This window comes from Streptomyces sp. SM11 (assembly GCF_002910905.1).
In the GTDB taxonomy this organism is placed as follows: Bacteria; Actinomycetota; Actinomycetes; order Streptomycetales; family Streptomycetaceae; genus Streptomyces.
The window spans coordinates 52,709-68,625 of record NZ_NEUE01000209.1 but is presented as its reverse complement, the minus strand read 5'-3'; the positions used below and the strand labels follow the sequence as shown (position 1 = coordinate 68,625).

The 15,917-nt window shown below is 70.7% G+C and carries 14 protein-coding genes and 2 pseudogenes; 13 read left to right on the top strand and 3 right to left on the bottom strand.

What is annotated here, in order from left to right; all coding sequences use genetic code 11:
* The first annotated feature begins 208 nt into the window (after positions 1-208).
* From B9S58_RS20190 to B9S58_RS20175, 4 genes are all read left to right on the top strand, one after another.
* On the top strand, positions 209-1,591 hold the full coding sequence (locus tag B9S58_RS20190) for a DUF6716 putative glycosyltransferase (protein WP_103533511.1): 1,383 nt from the start codon (positions 209-211) through the stop codon (positions 1,589-1,591).
* A gap of 98 nt (positions 1,592-1,689) precedes the next feature.
* Positions 1,690-2,943, top strand: coding sequence for an acylneuraminate cytidylyltransferase (locus tag B9S58_RS20185; RefSeq protein WP_103533510.1), 1,254 nt, complete (start codon positions 1,690-1,692; stop codon positions 2,941-2,943).
* Between the two features lie 12 nt (positions 2,944-2,955).
* Positions 2,956-3,888: an N-acetylneuraminate synthase family protein gene (locus B9S58_RS20180; protein ID WP_103533509.1), complete on the top strand. Its 933-nt coding sequence runs from the start codon at positions 2,956-2,958 to the stop codon at positions 3,886-3,888.
* A gap of 10 nt (positions 3,889-3,898) precedes the next feature.
* Complete coding sequence (locus B9S58_RS20175; protein ID WP_103533508.1) at positions 3,899-4,930, top strand: hypothetical protein; 1,032 nt, start codon at positions 3,899-3,901, stop codon at positions 4,928-4,930.
* A 9-nt stretch (positions 4,931-4,939) separates the two neighbouring features.
* Here the strand turns inward: B9S58_RS20175 and B9S58_RS39265 are convergent, their stop codons facing one another.
* The 3 genes from B9S58_RS39265 to B9S58_RS20165 all read right to left on the bottom strand — a co-directional run bounded on the left by B9S58_RS39265 (position 4,940) and on the right by B9S58_RS20165 (position 5,899).
* Complete coding sequence (locus tag B9S58_RS39265) at positions 4,940-5,068, bottom strand: hypothetical protein (RefSeq protein WP_258044779.1); 129 nt, start codon at positions 5,066-5,068, stop codon at positions 4,940-4,942.
* On the bottom strand, positions 5,065-5,418 hold the full coding sequence (locus tag B9S58_RS20170) for a hypothetical protein (protein WP_103533507.1): 354 nt from the start codon (positions 5,416-5,418) through the stop codon (positions 5,065-5,067). The genes B9S58_RS39265 and B9S58_RS20170 overlap by 4 nt, the downstream gene beginning before the upstream one ends.
* A gap of 79 nt (positions 5,419-5,497) precedes the next feature.
* Positions 5,498-5,899 carry a hypothetical protein gene (locus B9S58_RS20165; RefSeq protein WP_146063540.1) on the bottom strand — a complete coding sequence of 134 codons (402 nt, stop codon included), beginning with the start codon at positions 5,897-5,899 and terminating at the stop codon, positions 5,498-5,500.
* A 391-nt stretch (positions 5,900-6,290) separates the two neighbouring features.
* Here B9S58_RS20165 and B9S58_RS20160 point away from each other — a divergent pair, with 391 nt between their 5' ends.
* The 9 genes and pseudogenes from B9S58_RS20160 to B9S58_RS20115 all read left to right on the top strand — a co-directional run bounded on the left by B9S58_RS20160 (position 6,291) and on the right by B9S58_RS20115 (position 15,901).
* The gene (locus B9S58_RS20160; RefSeq protein ID WP_103533505.1) at positions 6,291-7,526 is read left to right on the top strand and encodes an amidohydrolase; all 1,236 of its coding nucleotides are present in this window, start codon (positions 6,291-6,293) and stop codon (positions 7,524-7,526) included.
* 174 nt (positions 7,527-7,700) lie between these two features.
* The gene (locus tag B9S58_RS20155; RefSeq protein WP_103533504.1) at positions 7,701-8,747 is read left to right on the top strand and encodes a BMP family protein; all 1,047 of its coding nucleotides are present in this window, start codon (positions 7,701-7,703) and stop codon (positions 8,745-8,747) included.
* Positions 8,748-9,252: 505 nt separating this feature from the next.
* The gene (locus B9S58_RS20145; protein ID WP_103533523.1) at positions 9,253-10,836 is read left to right on the top strand and encodes an ABC transporter ATP-binding protein; all 1,584 of its coding nucleotides are present in this window, start codon (positions 9,253-9,255) and stop codon (positions 10,834-10,836) included.
* Positions 10,833-11,951, top strand: a complete 1,119-nt coding sequence (locus B9S58_RS20140) for an ABC transporter permease (RefSeq protein WP_103533503.1) — start codon at positions 10,833-10,835, stop codon at positions 11,949-11,951. Before B9S58_RS20145 ends, B9S58_RS20140 begins: the two co-directional genes overlap by 4 nt.
* Positions 11,948-13,012: pseudogene (locus tag B9S58_RS20135) on the top strand (ABC transporter permease); the annotation flags it as partial. The gene B9S58_RS20140 and the pseudogene B9S58_RS20135, both read left to right, overlap by 4 nt.
* Positions 13,013-13,228: 216 nt before the next feature.
* Positions 13,229-13,408 (top strand): annotated as a pseudogene (locus B9S58_RS40255) (ABC transporter permease); the annotation flags it as partial.
* Positions 13,405-13,821, top strand: coding sequence for a cytidine deaminase (locus B9S58_RS20130; RefSeq protein WP_103533501.1), 417 nt, complete (start codon positions 13,405-13,407; stop codon positions 13,819-13,821). The pseudogene B9S58_RS40255 and the gene B9S58_RS20130, both read left to right, overlap by 4 nt.
* A 114-nt stretch (positions 13,822-13,935) precedes the next feature.
* Positions 13,936-15,213 (top strand): thymidine phosphorylase, encoded by a 1,278-nt coding sequence (locus tag B9S58_RS20125; RefSeq protein WP_103533500.1) that lies wholly within the window; start codon positions 13,936-13,938, stop codon positions 15,211-15,213.
* A 97-nt stretch (positions 15,214-15,310) separates the two neighbouring features.
* Complete coding sequence (locus B9S58_RS20115; RefSeq protein ID WP_103533498.1) at positions 15,311-15,901, top strand: Uma2 family endonuclease; 591 nt, start codon at positions 15,311-15,313, stop codon at positions 15,899-15,901.
* Positions 15,902-15,917 lie beyond the last annotated feature (16 nt).

Genomic DNA, 15,917 nt, shown 5'->3' with positions numbered 1-15,917 from the left:
GCACAACACAGTAGGTGCGGCCCTGGCACCTTCCTTTTCCATAATGCGCCCAGCAGGTGAACAGCGCCCGACGTTCAGGTGAACCACCTTTTCAGAACCGGGAATTGATGACCCATTCGGGGTGTCCCCCCAATCGTCGGCTCGCTGTTAACCAGCTGTTGCCATCACGTTGGGCCGCGCATCGAAATGCCTTCCTAACTTCTAGGACGTGCCCCCACGTACCAGCAATGAGGCCGAACCGGCCGAAACCCCCGCCGCGCCCCGACCGGCGCTGCGGGTCGCCGTCCTCGCCGACTCCGACACCCGGTGGAAATGGGGCGCGCTCACCGCGCGCCGCCTGACCGCCGACGCGGACGGGCGGAACGTGCGCCCCGTCGAGGTCAGCGGGCTGCTGCTGCGCGGCCGGGCCACCCCGACGCCCCGTCAGCTCGCGGAGGTCGGCGAGGTCGGGATCGACGCCGCGCGGGTCCGCGAGGTCACCGCCGTCGAGTTCCTGCACACCGTGCGCGACGAGGGTTACGACCTCGTCGTCCTCGCCCTCGTCGGCGGCGGCGTCCAGGCCATGCTGCACGGCCTCGCCGCCCTGGACCTGCCGCGCCGGCCCGTCGTCGTCACCGGATATGTGGGCGTCGTCTACGAGAAGCTCGCCGACGGGCTGCTGCTCCGCCACGGCGCGGACGTCGTCCTCGCCAACTCCCGCCACGACGCCGAGCGTTTCCGCGCGGTGTACGAGGGAGTGGGTGCCGACGCCTCGGCCGTCACGGAGGCCGCCCTCCCCTTCCTCGGCGGAGCCCCGTACCGCCCCGAAGAGGGCCGCGAAACCGTGGTGTTCGCCGCCCAGCCCTCCGTACCGGCCTCCCGCGCCGACCGTACGTACCTGCTCCGCCGGCTCGTCGAGCACGCCCGGCTGCACCCGCGCCGCGAGGTGCTGCTGAAGCTGCGCTCCAAGCCCGGCGAGCACACCACGCACATCGAGGAACTGCCCTACCAGAAGCTCGCGCAGCGGCTCCCCGGCGGTCTGCCGCCCAACTTCCGCCTGGTGTACGGACACATGGGCGAGGTCCTGGACCGCACCGACCTCCTGGTCACCGTCTCCTCGACCGCCGCGCTGGAGTCCCTGCACCGCCGCATCCCGACCGCGGTCCTCACCGACCTCGGCGTACGGGAGACCCTCGGCAACCACCACTTCGTCGGCTCCGGGCTCCTCACCTCCTGGGACCGGCTCGACGGCGGGATCCGGCCCCGGCCCGACGATCAGTGGCTGGCCGGCCAGGGCGTCGCCGCCGACGGCTCGTACGGCACGGCCTACGACACCGCCCGCGCCAAGGTCACCGCCCTCCTCGACGAGAGCGAACTCCCCCCGCTTGCCCCCTACTACACGCCCGCCACCGCGCCCGGCTACCTGCCCGGCATTCTCGGACGCCACCACCTGGCCCCCGACGGGGCGCCCCTGCCCGGTGCGGCCGCACCGCAGGAGGCAGGCCGGGTCCGGGGCGCGGTCCGCGAAACCGTCCGCAACGCGGCGCGCGGCGCCTACCGCCAGGGCGTCCAGCGCGTCGCCCCCGTGATCCGCCGGATGGGCGAGCTGTGACCGCGCCCGCCGGGGGAGCCGCCCCCGAACCCGAGAACCGACCCACCGGGCGAACTGCGGTCACCACCTCAGGAGCCTCCACGACCCCAGGAGCAGCGATGCAGCCGCCGCCGAACCCGACCGTCCTCGCCGTGATCCCCGCCCGCGGCGGATCCAAGGGCGTCCCCGCCAAGAACCTCGCCGAGGTCGGCGGCGTCCCCCTGGTCGCCCGCGCCGTCCGCGCCGCACTCGGCGCCCCCGAGGTCACCGACGTCGTCGTCACCACCGACGACGGGGCGATCGCCGAGGCCGCCCGGAGCGCCGCCATCGGCCTCGGTGCCGCCCACCGGCTGCACTGCGTGGAGCGCCCCGCCGCCATCGCGGGCGACACGGCGACCAGCGAAGCGGCCGTGCTGCACGCCCTGGACGTCTACGAGGCCGAGCGGGCCCGGAGCGTCGACGTGGTCCTCCTGGTCCAGTGCACCAGCCCGTTCGTGTCCCGCGAGGACATCGACGGTGTGGCCAGGGCGGTGGCCCACGAGGGCGCGGACACGGCCGTCACGGTCGCCCCGTTCCACGGTTTCGTCTGGCGCGACGGGCACGCGGTCGAGGAGGGAACGTACGGCGTCAACCACGACAAGTCCGTACGCCCCCGCCGCCAGGACCGTCCCCAGGACTACCTGGAGACCGGCGCGGCCTACGCGATGGACGCGCCGGGCTTCCGCACCCACCGGCACCGCTTCTTCGGCCACACCGCCCTCGTGCCCACCGACCCGGCGCGGGTGCTGGAGATCGACGACCCGCACGACCTGGCCCGCGCCCGCGCGCTCGCCCCGCTCATGGACCCCTCCCCGCTGCCCTCCCTCGCGGACGTGGACGCGGTCGTCCTGGACTTCGACGGCACCCAGACCGACGACCGGGTCATGATCGACTCCGAGGGCCGCGAGACGGTCGCCGTGCACCGGGGCGACGGACTCGGCATCGCCGCCCTGCGCAAGGCCGGGATGCCCCTCCTGATCCTCTCCACCGAGCAGAACCCGGTCGTCGCCGCCCGCGCCCGCAAGCTCCAGGTCCCGGTCCTGCACGGCATCGACCGCAAGGACGAGGCGCTGAAGCGGTGGTGCGACGAGCACTCCATCGCACCCGACCGGGTCCTCTACGTCGGCAACGACGTCAACGACCTCCCGTGCTTCTCGCTCGCCGGCTGGCCCGTCGCCGTCGCGAGCGCCCACGACTCGGTACGCGCCGCGGCGCGCGCCGTCACGACCACCCCCGGGGGCTACGGCGCCATCCGCGAGATCGCGGCCTGGCTGCTCGGCCCCACCCTCACCACTGCCAAGACCACCCCTGACACCACAGTCCCCACCAAGTAAGGAAGCACCACCATGAGCACCTCCCGCCTGCGCACCTTCGGCACCCGCACCGCCGGCCCCGGCAACCCCGTCTACATCACGGGTGAGATCGGCATCAACCACAACGGCGACCTCGACAACGCCATCGCGCTGATCGACGCCGCGGCCGAAGCCGGCTGCGACGCCGTCAAGTTCCAGAAGCGCACCCCGGAGATCTGCACCCCGCGCGACCAGTGGGACATCGAGCGCGACACCCCCTGGGGCCGGATGACGTACATCGACTACCGCCACCGCGTCGAGTTCGGCGAGGCCGAGTACACGGCCATCGCCGAGCACTGCGCCAAGCGCGGCATCGACTGGTTCGCCTCCCCGTGGGACACCGAGGCCGTCGCGTTCCTGGAGAAGTTCGACGTCCCCGCCCACAAGGTGGCCTCCGCCTCCCTCACCGACGACGAGCTGCTGCGCGCCCTGCGCGCCACCGGCCGCACGGTGATCCTCTCCACCGGCATGTCGACCCCGAAGCAGATCCGCCACGCGGTCGAGGTCCTGGGAAGCGACAACATCCTGCTCTGCCACGCCACTTCCACGTACCCGGCGAAGGCCGAGGAGCTGAACCTGCGGGTCATCAACACCCTCCAGCAGGAGTACCCGAACGTCCCGATCGGCTACTCCGGCCACGAGACCGGCCTGCAGACCACCCTCGCGGCCGTCGCGCTCGGCGCCACGTTCGTCGAGCGCCACATCACCCTGGACCGCGCCATGTGGGGCTCTGACCAGGCCGCCTCCGTCGAGCCGCAGGGCCTGACCCGTCTGGTCCGCGACATCCGCACCATCGAGCAGTCGCTCGGCGACGGCGTCAAGAAGGTGTACGAGTCCGAGCTCGGCCCGATGAAGAAGCTCCGCCGCGTCGCGGGCGTCATCGCCGAGACCGAGAACGCGCCGGCCCCCGAGCCGGTCGCGGTCTGAGCGCCGACCGGTGAACCTCGCCTTCGTCGAGAGCCCGGTCCAGCTCCTGAACGTCCTGGAGTGGGTTCACACCCAGGGGGGAGACGATCCGGCCGCCACCACGGTCGTCGTCCTCCCCCCGGTCGACCCGATGTCGCGCGGTCAGCTGCGCCGGATGGCGGAGCTGGCCCGCGACGAGGGCATCGCCGTGCGCTGGCAGGAGGCGCGCGGGGAGTCCGGCGCGCCCCTGAAGGCCCTGCGCGCCCTGGCCGGACAGGTCCGGCGCGCGGACCACATCGTGATCGGCGACCCGTTCTCCCGTTACGTCCAGCTCCTGCTGACCCTGGTCCGCGCCGGCCACCTCACCGTGGTCGACGACGGCACGGCCACCATGGAGTTCGTCACCCAACTGGCCCGGGGCGAGCGCCTGACCCGCTGGCACCGCCGGGGCCGCACCGGACCGCGCGAACTGGTCCTGGCCCCGGTCACCGCCACGGCCCGCCGCCGCTTCACCCCGACGGCGGACCACACGGTCGAGGTGTTCACCGCGATGCCGGTCGAGGCTCCGCCCGGCATCGCGGTCACCCCGAACACCTTCGCCTGGACCCGCGCCCGCTTCGGCCCGCCGAGCGTCGGCAAGGGCGCGGACCTGGTCGGCACCTCCCTGGTCGAGACGGGCGTCGTCGACCCCGTCCCGTACCAGGAGGCGGTCACGGCCCTGGCCCGCACACACGGCGCGACCCGCTACTTCGCGCACCGCCGCGAGTCCGCGGACAAGCTCCACGCCCTGGAAGCCGCCACCGGCCTGGAGATCGTCCGCCCGGACCTCCCCCTGGAGCTCATCGCCCGCCGGGGCCCCATCGGCCGCACGATCGTCAGCTTCCCCTCCACGGTCGTCCACACCCTCCCGCTGGCCCTGGCCGGCACGGGTGTCCGGGTGGCGGTCTGCGACATCGCCCCGGAATGGCTGCGCGACACGGCCTCGCCCCGGGCGCAGGGCTTCCTGAGCGGGGTCACGGAGACGGCTCGGGGGGTGCAGCGGCTGTCGTCGGTGGCAACCTGAACCCGGAGGTCACGCCCGTGCGGTGCGGGTCAGCATCCGGTCGAAGAGGGTGCCGGTGGCTCTCTGAACGCGGCTGTCGGCGTGGTCGGGGGAGATGAGCGCCGGCAGCCGGAAGAACGTATCGGCGACGAAGTTCATCGTCGGCCCGGTACGCGGATCTCGGTGGTGGCCACACCGCCGTCCTCGGCGACGACGGCACCTTCGGCTTCACCGTCGCCGGCCACGGCACCGGCCAACTCGCCGTCGGTGCCGACAGCCTGGCCACCACCCGGCGCCGGGCCCTCGGTGCCGGCCAGTGGTCGTTCTCCGGATGCCGCCGCCAGCCAGGTCCGCCAGACGTGACGCGTATTCGGCACCTCGGGGCGGTCCAGGAGCCAGAGAACGTACCCGGCATGGCGCCGCGCCCACGGCTTCCGGACGATGAAGTGCTGCTGGGCAGGGACGGCGACTTTGAACACCATCCCGTACGCGCGGCGCAGATCGGCCACGCCGGTCGCAGCCGTTCCGTGCAGGCAACGCCGTACCGTCGGGCCATGAGGTGCACACGGGCGTGATTCCTCGATCAGTTCAGCGGGTGTCTCCGCCGCGTATCTGGTCCCAGTCGAGCGTGATCGTGGCCGCCGCGAAGAGTTCCTTCGGTTCACCGGTACCGGGCCCTTGCGGGTCGCCCGTCTTTCCCCGGTCGTAGTCGACGACCGTGCGCGCGTACGGGAAGTCGTGCGTGAACGGGATGACAGATCCCGCGCGGTCTCCTGCGCTGCCGGCGAGTCTGCGCACGGTCTTCTCGCCGGTCGCGCCCCCGCATGCGGCGAGTGCCGGTATCAGGACGGTACCGAGAGGCAGGAAGAGGGCGCGGCGCATACGGGACCCCTGCCGGTGTCGTGGAGCGGGTTCTCCGTGCCGGACCGCAGCGGCGGAAGCCAGAAGCACAGCCAGGGCGAGCATCGAGATCCACGAGGTGGTGATCATGACGAACATGATGTGCCGACCGCGTGGACCGCTGTGACCCGTACCGCTGCTCAAAGACCCCGGGGCGTCCGCGAGCGGCTCCGGCGCTGGGGCGGCAACCACTCCGGGCGGGCCCGCGGCTCGTGCGTATGCGTACGGACCTCGGCTTCTCGATGCGCCGCATCCGACGCCGTGCGCTGCCCCACCGGGGACTGGCTGACTCACCAGGGACTAGAGGACAGCCCTTGGTGAGTCGTCCGGCGCGAGCACGCTGGAAGGGGGCCCGGTATACCCGCAACGCTCCCGCGTCACACGTCCTCACGGGAAGAATTGTTCGCCTGAGCGGCTGAAGTTTTGTTGATCTGTGGCCAGTTGAGGGGCGAAGGGGCCTACGCTTCCTCAGGTGAACCAGTTGAAGTCCCGTGCCTCCCGCCCCCACAGTCCGGCCGGCCAGTCCGGGGGAGGTGCGCTGCCCGGCAGGCTCTCCGACGAACTCCGTGCCGAGCTGATCGCGTTTCGGCGGGATCTGCACATGCATCCCGAGCTCGGCAACCAGGAGTTCCGCACCACCGCCGCCATCAAGGACCGGCTGGAGAAGGCCGGGCTGAAGCCGAAGGTTCTCGCCGTGGGGACCGGGCTCTTGTGTGACGTGGGGGAGTGGGACGGGGTGACGCCCATGCTGGCGTTGCGGGCGGACATCGACGCGCTGCCGATCCCGGACACCAAGGCCGGCGTGCCCTACCGGTCCACCGTGCCCGACCGGGCGCACGCCTGCGGGCATGACGTGCACACCACCACCGTGCTCGGGGCGGGGCTCGTGCTCGCCGGCCTCGACCGGCAGGGGCTGCTGCCCAACGCCGTGCGGCTGATCTTCCAGCCCGCCGAGGAGGTCCTTCCCGGCGGTGCGGTCGACGCGATCGAGTCCGGGGTGCTGGAAGGCGTCGGGCGGATCATCGGTGTGCACTGTGACCCGAAGGTGGACGTCGGGCGGATCGGGCTGCGGATCGGGGCCATCACCTCGGCCTGCGACCGGCTGGAGATCACGCTCGACGGGCCCGGCGGTCACACCGCCCGGCCGCATCTGACCACCGACCTGGTCACCGCCGCCGCCCGGATCGCCGTCGACGTGCCCGCGCTGCTCGCCCGCCGGGCCGACGCCCGCTCCGGGCTCGCTCTGACGTGGGGACGGCTGGCGACCGGGCACGCCCCCAACGTCATCCCGCAACACGCCGAGCTGTCCGGCACCGTCCGCTGCCTGAATCTGGACGCCTGGCGCGAGGCCCCCGATCTGGTGCATGCCGCCGTGGACGAGGTGGCCGGAATGCACCGGGCCAAGTCCGTGATCAACTACGTACGCGGTGTGCCGCCCGTGGTGAACGACGCCGAGAGCATCGGACTGCTGGACGCCGCGATGACCGAGCGTCGCGGATCGTATGCGATCGAGGACACCGAGCAGAGCCTGGGCGGCGAGGACTTCTCCTGGTACCTGGAGCAGGTTCCCGGCGCGATGGCCCGCCTCGGTGTCCGGACCCCGGGCGACACGCGCGGGCTCGACCTGCACCGCGGCAACTTCGACGTGGACGAGGAGGCCATCACCGTAGGAGTCGAACTGTTCACCGCCTCGGCGCTGCTCGACGGGAACCGTTAGCGGCGCGTTGACACGGTCTTCGTAGGCAGTTCGTGGACCTGCGGGCCGCCTTCTGTTCACGACGATCCGATAACGGCTTCCGTACGTGCTCTTATCTGACATCTACGCGCGTTACGATCGCCGCGAAACCAGCGCCGGAAGAGGCGCTTCGGTCAGGTTTGAAGGAGCCTTCCCTTGCGCCGGATCACCAGGATCACCACCGTGGGCGTCGCGTCCGCGGCGCTTGCCCTCAGCGTCACCGCCTGTGGCGGAAATTCGTCGGACTCCGGGTCCGACTCGGGCGGAGACAAGGCCGCCATCGCCTACGACATCGGCGGCCGCGGCGACCAGTCGTTCAACGACGCCGCCTACGCCGGTCTCGCCAAGGCGGAGAAGGACCTCGACGTCTCCGGCAGCGAGGCCGAGCCCTCCGACGGTGAGGGCGACGCGGACAAGGTCCAGCGCCTCACCGAGCTGGCCCGCTCCGGCAACAACCCGGTGATCGGCGTCGGCTTCGCCTACGCGCCCGCCATCAAGAAGGTCGCGCCGAAGTTCCCGGAGACCACCTTCGGCATCATCGACGACGCCTCGGTGACCGGCGACAACATCGCCAACATCGTCTTCAACGAGGAGCAGGGCTCCTACCTCGCCGGCGTCGCCGCCGCCAAGGTGACCAAGTCGAAGACGGTCGGCTTCATCGGCGGTGTCGAGACTCCGCTGATCAAGAAGTTCGAGGCGGGCTTCATCCAGGGCGTCAAGGACACCGACGCCTCGGTCAACGTGCTTCCGCAGTACCTGACGCAGCCGCCGGACTTCGGCGGCTTCTCCAAGCCCGACCTCGGCAAGGCCGCTGCCCAGGGCCAGCTCGACAAGAAGGCGGACGTGATCTACTCGGCCGCCGGTCTGGCCGGTTCCGGTGCCATCGAGGCGGTCTCGAAGGCCGGCAAGTGGAACATCGGTGTCGACTCCGACCAGTACCAGCAGAAGGGCCTCGCGGACTACAAGGAGTCCATCCTGACCTCGGTCACCAAGGACGTCGAGGACTCGGTGTTCAACCTGATCAAGTCGGTCCAGGACGGCGAGCCGACCACCGGTGAGATCCGCTACGGCCTGGACAAGGACGGCGTCGGCCTGTCGATGTCCAACCCGGCGTTCGTCGAGATGACCGAGGTCATCGCGGCCGTCGACAAGGCCAAGCAGGAGATCATCGACGGCAAGATCACCGTCAAGACCGCTCCGTAGGCGGCTTGGGCGGGTCCGGCGGATCCTGACCGGGTCCGCGACGTCTGGCACTTCCCCAAGCTCTCGGCTTCGTTCGAGCAGGGGCGGTCCCATCCCTCGCCGCGTTGCCGAAACGCCCGAATCGCTCCGCGATGAGGACGTTCCAGCGCCTTGCGACGCACCGCACCAGACGCCGCGGCCCATCCGGTCCTGATCCGCCGGACACGCCCTTGGCACCTCCTGCCGAACGGCTGGCTTCCCCAGGCCCTGCCCGTCCCCGCGCCGCACTCCGGCCGGCGGACGGACAGGGCCGCGGGCCCATCCCCGGCCGACGGTCAGACCTCCCGCAGTACCACTCGAAGAAGATCCGCCTCTCGCAGTGCTCTCCCACCCGGTCCGGACCGCGCGTCCGGACCGTGACGTGCACCTGTGTTTCACGATTCGGCAGCGCTACGCGTGTAGACAGCCCTCCGGCGCGATAACTTCACCCCGCCCCTCAGAGCCCCCTGCCCCTCCGCCCCCGCTCCTGTCCGGCCAAGGAGAGTGCGTCATCAACGCGTCCAGCAGTCCCCCTGCCGTAGAACTGCACGGCATCACCAAGCGCTTCCCCGGCGTCGTCGCCAACCACGACATCGACATCACCATCGGCAAGGGCACGGTCCACGCGCTCGTCGGTGAGAACGGCGCCGGCAAGTCCACCCTGATGAAGATCCTCTACGGCATGCAGAAGCCGGACGAGGGCACCATCGCGATCGACGGCGAGCAGGTCTCATTCGCCAACCCGGGCGACGCCATCGAGCGTGGCATCGGCATGGTGCACCAGCACTTCATGCTCGCCGACAACTTCACCGTCCTGGAGAACGTCGTTCTCGGCGGCGAGAAGCTGTACGGCATCGGCTCCGGCGCCCGGAAGAAGATCATGGAGATCTCCGACGCGTACGGCCTGGGCATCCGGCCCGACGCGCTCGTGGAGGACCTCGGGGTCGCGGACCGGCAGCGCGTGGAGATCCTCAAGGTGCTCTACCGGGGCGCCCGCATCCTGATCCTGGACGAGCCGACCGCGGTCCTCGTGCCGCAGGAGGTCGACGCGCTCTTCGCCAACCTGCGCGAGCTCAAGGCCGAGGGACTGACCGTCATCTTCATCTCGCACAAGCTGGGTGAGGTGCTCTCCGTCGCCGACGAGATCACGGTGATCCGCCGCGGCACGACCGTGGGCACCGCCGACCCGGCCGCCACCACGACCAAGCAGCTCGCCGAGCTGATGGTCGGCAGCGAGCTGCCCTCGCCGGAGACCCGCGAGTCCACCGTCACCGACGTGCCGATGCTGCGGGTCCAGGACCTGAAGCTCACCGTCACCGACCCCGACGGCACCGTCCGCGACGTGCTCGCCGGCATCGACTTCACCATTCACCAGGGCGAGGTCCTGGGGATCGCCGGAGTCGAGGGCAACGGCCAGACCGAGCTCATCGAGGCACTCATGGGCATGCGCGACCCGGACGCCGGAGTGATCACGCTCGGCACGGACGACATCTCGCACGCGCCGACCCGCAAGCGGCGTGAGTCCGGCATCGGCTACATCCCCGAGGACCGCCACCGCCACGGCGTCCTGCTGAACGCCCCGCTGTGGGAGAACCGCATCCTCGGCCACGTCACCGAGAAGCCCAACAGCCGCGGCTGGCTGCTGGACAACGGCGCGGCCCGCGCCGACACCGAGCGGATCGTCCGCGAGTACGACGTGCGCACCCCCGGCATCGAGGTCACCGCGGCCTCACTCTCCGGCGGCAACCAGCAGAAGCTGATCGTCGGCCGCGAGATGAGCCACGCGCCCAAGTTCCTGATCGCCGCCCATCCCACCCGCGGTGTGGACGTCGGCGCGCAGGCCCAGATCTGGGACCAGATCCGCGAGGCCCGCCACGAAGGGCTGGCCGTCCTGCTGATCTCGGCCGACCTGGACGAGCTGATCGGGCTCTCCGACACCCTGCGCGTCATGTACCGCGGCCGACTGGTCGCCGACGCCGACCCGGCCACCATCACCCCGGAGGAACTGGGCTCGGCCATGACCGGCGCCGCCGCCGGTCACCTCGAAAGCCCGGAGGACGAGGCCCGATGAAGAAAATCGACAAGGACCGGCTGATCCTGGGCTTCGCCGGCCCGGTGCTCGCCCTGGTCGTCGCCCTCGCGCTGACGACCGTGGTGCTGCTCGCCTCCGGGCAGAACCCCTTCGAGCCGTACCGGATCATGTTCGAGTCGGCCAGTTACGCCGACGTACAGGTCCTGATCATCAACCAGGCCGGTACGTACTACCTCGCCGCACTCGCGGTGGCCGTCGGCTTCCGGATGAACCTCTTCAACATCGGCGTCGACGGGCAGTACCGCCTCGCCGCCATGGTGGCCGCACTGGTCGGCGCGAGCGTCAGCCTGCCGGGACCGCTGCACATCGCGATGATCGTGATCGTCGCGATGCTCGTGGGCGCGTTCTGGTCCGGTATCGCGGGCTTCCTCAAGACCACCCGCGGAGTGAGCGAGGTCGTCTCGACGATCATGCTCAACTCGATCGCCACCGCCCTGGTCGCCTGGCTGATCCTGCCGGCGAACTTCGGCGAGCAGCCGCCCGGCTCCAACAACCTGACCACCGGTGAGATCGCCGAGTCCGGCTGGTTCCCGGGGCTGCCGATGGGCGACATGGCCGGAGAGATCTACGGCTTCACCTTCGTCGCGGCCGGCTGCGGCCTCCTGTACTGGTTCGTGCTGAACCGCACCCGGTTCGGCTTCGACCTGCGCGCCACCGGCGCCAGCGAGAGCGCCGCCCAGGCCTCCGGCGTGGACGCCAAGAAGATGATCCTCACCTCGATGCTGATCTCCGGCGCGGTCGCGGGCCTGGCCGGCATGCCGACCCTGCTCGGCGACACCCACACCTACAGCCTCGACTTCCCCACCGGCATCGGCTTCACCGGCATCACCATCGCGCTGCTGGGCCGCAACAACCCGCTCGGCATCGCCCTCAGCGCTCTGCTGATCGCGTTCCTGGACAAGTCCTCGGCCTCGCTCGACCAGTACGGGTACGAGAAGGAGATCGCCACGATCATGCAGGGCCTGATCGTGATCTCGGTCGTCGTCTCCTACGAGCTGGTCCGCCGTTACGGCATCCGCCGCCAGCAGCAGAAGGTCGGCGAGGAGCTCGCCGCCGGACACGCCCTCACGACCGAGAAGGAGGCGGCCCTGTGAGCACCAGCAAAACCATCGCCGCACGCCCCGCCCCTCTGAAGGGCGGCCGCCGCAAGCTCTCCCTGCCCGTCGTCCTGCTGATCATCGCGGGTGCGCTCGCCCTGGTCTCGCTGGTGCGCCTCATCAGTGGCGCCAACGACATCACCTCGGTCGGCCAGGTCCGCGGCGCCCTGGCACTCGCCGTCCCGATCGGCCTCGCCGGACTCGGCGGCCTGTGGGCCGAGCGCGCGGGCGTCATCAACATCGGCCTCGAAGGCATGATGATCCTCGGCACCTGGTTCGGCGCCTGGGCCGGGTTCCAGTGGGGCCCGTGGGTGGGTGTCCTCTTCGGCATCCTCGGCGGCTGCCTCGGCGGCCTGCTGCACGCGGTCATCACCGTCACCTTCGGCGTGAACCACATCGTCTCCGGTGTGGCCATCAACATCCTCGCCGTCGGAGTCACCCGCTACCTCTCCAACTTCGCCTTCGACGGTATCCAGGGCGGCTCCTCCAAGCAGTCCCCCCGCATCGATCCGATCGACAGGATCACCGTTCCAGGGCTCTCGGACTGGATGCAGGACCTGCAACAACAGCACTGGTTCCTGATCTCCGACATCGCGGGCATCATCGGCGGGCTCGTCACCGGCCTGTCCCTGCTCACCGTCGTCGCCCTGCTGCTGATCCCCGCCACCTGGTGGATCCTGTGGCGTACCCCGTTCGGGCTGCGGCTGCGCTCCTGCGGCGAGAGCCCCACGGCCGCCGAGACCCTCGGCGTCAACGTGTACAAGTACAAGTACATCGCCGTCACCATCTCCGGCGGTCTGGCGGGTCTGGGCGGTGCGTTCCTCGCGATCGTCGCCACCGGCATCTACCAGGAGGGCCAGACCGGCGGCCGCGGCTACATCGGCCTCGCCGCCATGATCTTCGGCAACTGGATGCCGGGCGGCATGGCGCTCGGCGCAGGGCTCTTCGGCTTCACCGACAGCCTCAAGCTGCGCGGCGGCGCGGAGAACGTCCACGCGATGCTGCTCCTGCTGGCGATCCTGGTCTGGCTCGCCGTGCTGTGGCAGCTCTACAAGAAGCAACCGAGGCAGGCGCTCGCCGCGGCGGCCCTCTCGGTGCTGCTCCTCTTCGTGTACGGCAGGGGCGAGGTCATGGACCGGCGGACGCCGCCGGCGGAGAGCTGGCTCACGGAGCTGGAAGTCGTCCACTCGGTGTCCGTGCTGTCCGTGCTGGCCGTGATGCTCTGGGGGGCCGCCATGGGCCTGCTGTTGGCCAGGAGGAACCTGCCCGGGGTGATCTCCGCCGTCGCCGCCGGGCTGCTGTTCACCTGGTACGCGATGACCGACCAGGTGCCGAGCCAGTTCGTCGACGCCGCTCCGTACGTCACCACGCTGCTGGTCCTCTCGCTCTCCGCGCAACGGCTGCGGATGCCCAAGGCCAACGGTGTGCCGTACCGCAAGGGCGAGGGCAAGTGACCCCGCCGCCCGCCGCCGGCGTCTTCGACGAGGCCGACTGGGAGGCCCTGCGGGTCGCGGCCCGGGACGCCATGTCCCGTGCGTACGCCCCCTACTCGGGCTTCCCGGTCGGTGTCGCCGCCCGGGTGGACGACGGCCGCACGATCACCGGCTGCAACGTGGAGAACGCCAGCTACGGCCTCTCGCTCTGCGCCGAGTGCGGTCTGGTCTCCACGCTCCAGGCCACCGGCGGCGGCCGGCTGACCCACTTCGCCTGTGTGGACGGCACCGGGGCGATCCTGGTGCCGTGCGGCAGGTGCCGGCAGCTCCTGTACGAGTTCGGCGGCCCGGAGCTCCTCCTGGAGACGCCCGACGGGCGGCGCACGCTGGACGAGATGCTGCCCCAGGCCTTCGGCCCGCAGCACCTCGACTGAACCCCGTATCTCCCGGCGGTGGCCCTTCCTTTCCCGGAAGGGCCACCGCTCTCCCCTCTCTCTATGCGCGTAGAGTCAGTTGGGACTCTTGCGTACCCGGCCGGAAGGATTCCCATGGACGCCATCTCCGTCATCCGCACCAAGCGGGACCGAGGCGAGCTGACCCCCGAGCAGATCGACTGGGTCATCGACGCGTACACCCGCGGCGAGGTCGCCGACGAGCAGATGTCCGCGCTCGCCATGGCGATCCTGCTCAACGGGATGAACCGCACCGAGATCGCCCGCTGGACCGCCGCGATGATCGCCTCCGGTGAGCGGATGAACTTCGACGCGCTGTCCCGCCCCACCACCGACAAGCACTCCACCGGTGGCGTCGGCGACAAGATCACCCTGCCGCTCGCCCCGCTGGTCGCCGCCTGCGGCGCGGCCGTGCCGCAGCTCAGCGGCCGCGGTCTCGGCCACACCGGCGGCACCCTGGACAAGCTGGAGTCCATCCCCGGCTGGCGGGCCCACATCACCAACGCCGAGATGCTGGACGTCCTGGACACCACCGGCGCGGTCATCTGCGCCGCCGGTGACGGGCTCGCCCCCGCCGACAAGAAGCTGTACGCGCTGCGCGATGTCACCGGCACCGTCGAGGCGATCCCGCTGATCGCCAGCTCCATCATGTCCAAGAAGATCGCCGAGGGCACCGGGGCGCTCGTCCTGGACGTCAAGGTCGGCTCCGGCGCCTTCATGAAGACGATCGAGGACGCCCGCGAACTGGCGTCCACGATGGTCGCGCTCGGCACCGACAGCGGGGTGCGCACGGTCGCGCTGCTCACCGACATGTCGACTCCGCTCGGCCTCACCGCGGGCAACGCGCTGGAGGTCCGCGAGTCGGTCGAGGTACTGGCAGGCGGCGGCCCGAGGGATGTCATCGACCTCACCCTCGCGCTCGCCCGCGAGATGCTGGACGCGGCGGGCCTCAAGGACGCCGACCCGGAGAAGGCGCTCGCCGACGGCTCCGCCATGGACGTCTGGCGCCGGATGATCGCCGCCCAGGGCGGCGACCCGGACGCCACGCTCCCGGTCGCCCGCGAGCAGCACGTGGTGACCGCACGCTCCTCCGGCGTACTGACCCGCCTGGACGCCTACGACGTCGGCGTCGCAGCCTGGCGCCTGGGCGCCGGCCGCGCGCGCAAGGAGGACCCGGTGCAGGCGGGCGCGGGCGTCGAGCTGCACGCCAAGCCCGGCGACAGCGTCACCGAGGGCCAGCCCCTCATGACGCTGCACACGGACACCCCCGAGAAGTTCGACTACGCGCTGAAGGCGCTGCCCGAGGCGTACGACATCGCCCCGGCCGGCACGTCGTTCGCACCGCTGCCGGTGGTGCGGGAACGTATCGCCTGACCTGCGGTTTCCTCGTACGGGTGAACGGGATCGGTGGACTGCCGCCGGTCCCGTTCGGCATGCTGGACTTGGTGACGTACCGATAGAGGAGACCGCCATGAGCGCACTCACCGTCGAACCCGTGCCGGGCCCCGGCCAGGACTGGGACGACCTCGTCCGGATCTGGGAGGAGACGGACGCACCCGAGGGCTGCAAGGTGGAGATCATCGAGGAGATCGTCACCGTGTCGCCGCCGCCGTCCACGGACCACAACGTCACTGCGGAGCTGCTTCAGCGCAGCCTCTACACCGTCATTCCGGGGGACTGGGGGATCTATCAGACCCTCGGTGTCTCGCTGCCGGGCCGGGGCGGGCTCTACATCCCTGACCTCGTCGTCGTGCCCCGCGAGGTTCTCTCCGGCCCTGGCCACCAGGTGCCCGCCGACGAGGCCCGGCTCGTCGTGGAGATCACCTCCCGCGCCAACGCCAACCACGACCGCGTCAGCAAGGTGAACGGCTACGCCAAGGCCGGAGTAGAGCTGTTCCTGCTCCTCGACCCCTGGCACTCCGGCCGCCCGACCGCGACGCTGTACGGGGAGCCGGAGGGCGGTACGTACCGGGTGCTGGAGACCGTCGAGTACGGGCGGAAGCTGACCCTTCCCGAGCCGTTCGGGCTGGTCATCGACACCAGCGTCTTCCCCATCAGCTGACACCCGGACGGCCCGC

Excerpts from the sequence above, each read along its gene's own strand:
- B9S58_RS20185 (WP_103533510.1), top strand. The coding sequence starts at position 1,690 with ATGCAGCCGCCGCCGAACCCGACCGTCCTCGCCGTGATCCCCGCCCGC.
- B9S58_RS20125 (WP_103533500.1), top strand. The coding sequence starts at position 13,936 with ATGGACGCCATCTCCGTCATCCGCACCAAGCGGGACCGAGGCGAGCTG.
- B9S58_RS20165 (WP_146063540.1), bottom strand. The coding sequence starts at position 5,899 with ATGATCACCACCTCGTGGATCTCGATGCTCGCCCTGGCTGTGCTTCTG.
- B9S58_RS39265 (WP_258044779.1), bottom strand. The coding sequence starts at position 5,068 with ATGAACTTCGTCGCCGATACGTTCTTCCGGCTGCCGGCGCTCATCTCC.
- B9S58_RS20140 (WP_103533503.1), top strand. The coding sequence starts at position 10,833 with ATGAAGAAAATCGACAAGGACCGGCTGATCCTGGGCTTCGCCGGCCCG.
- B9S58_RS20180 (WP_103533509.1), top strand. The coding sequence starts at position 2,956 with ATGAGCACCTCCCGCCTGCGCACCTTCGGCACCCGCACCGCCGGCCCC.
- B9S58_RS20115 (WP_103533498.1), top strand. The coding sequence starts at position 15,311 with ATGAGCGCACTCACCGTCGAACCCGTGCCGGGCCCCGGCCAGGACTGG.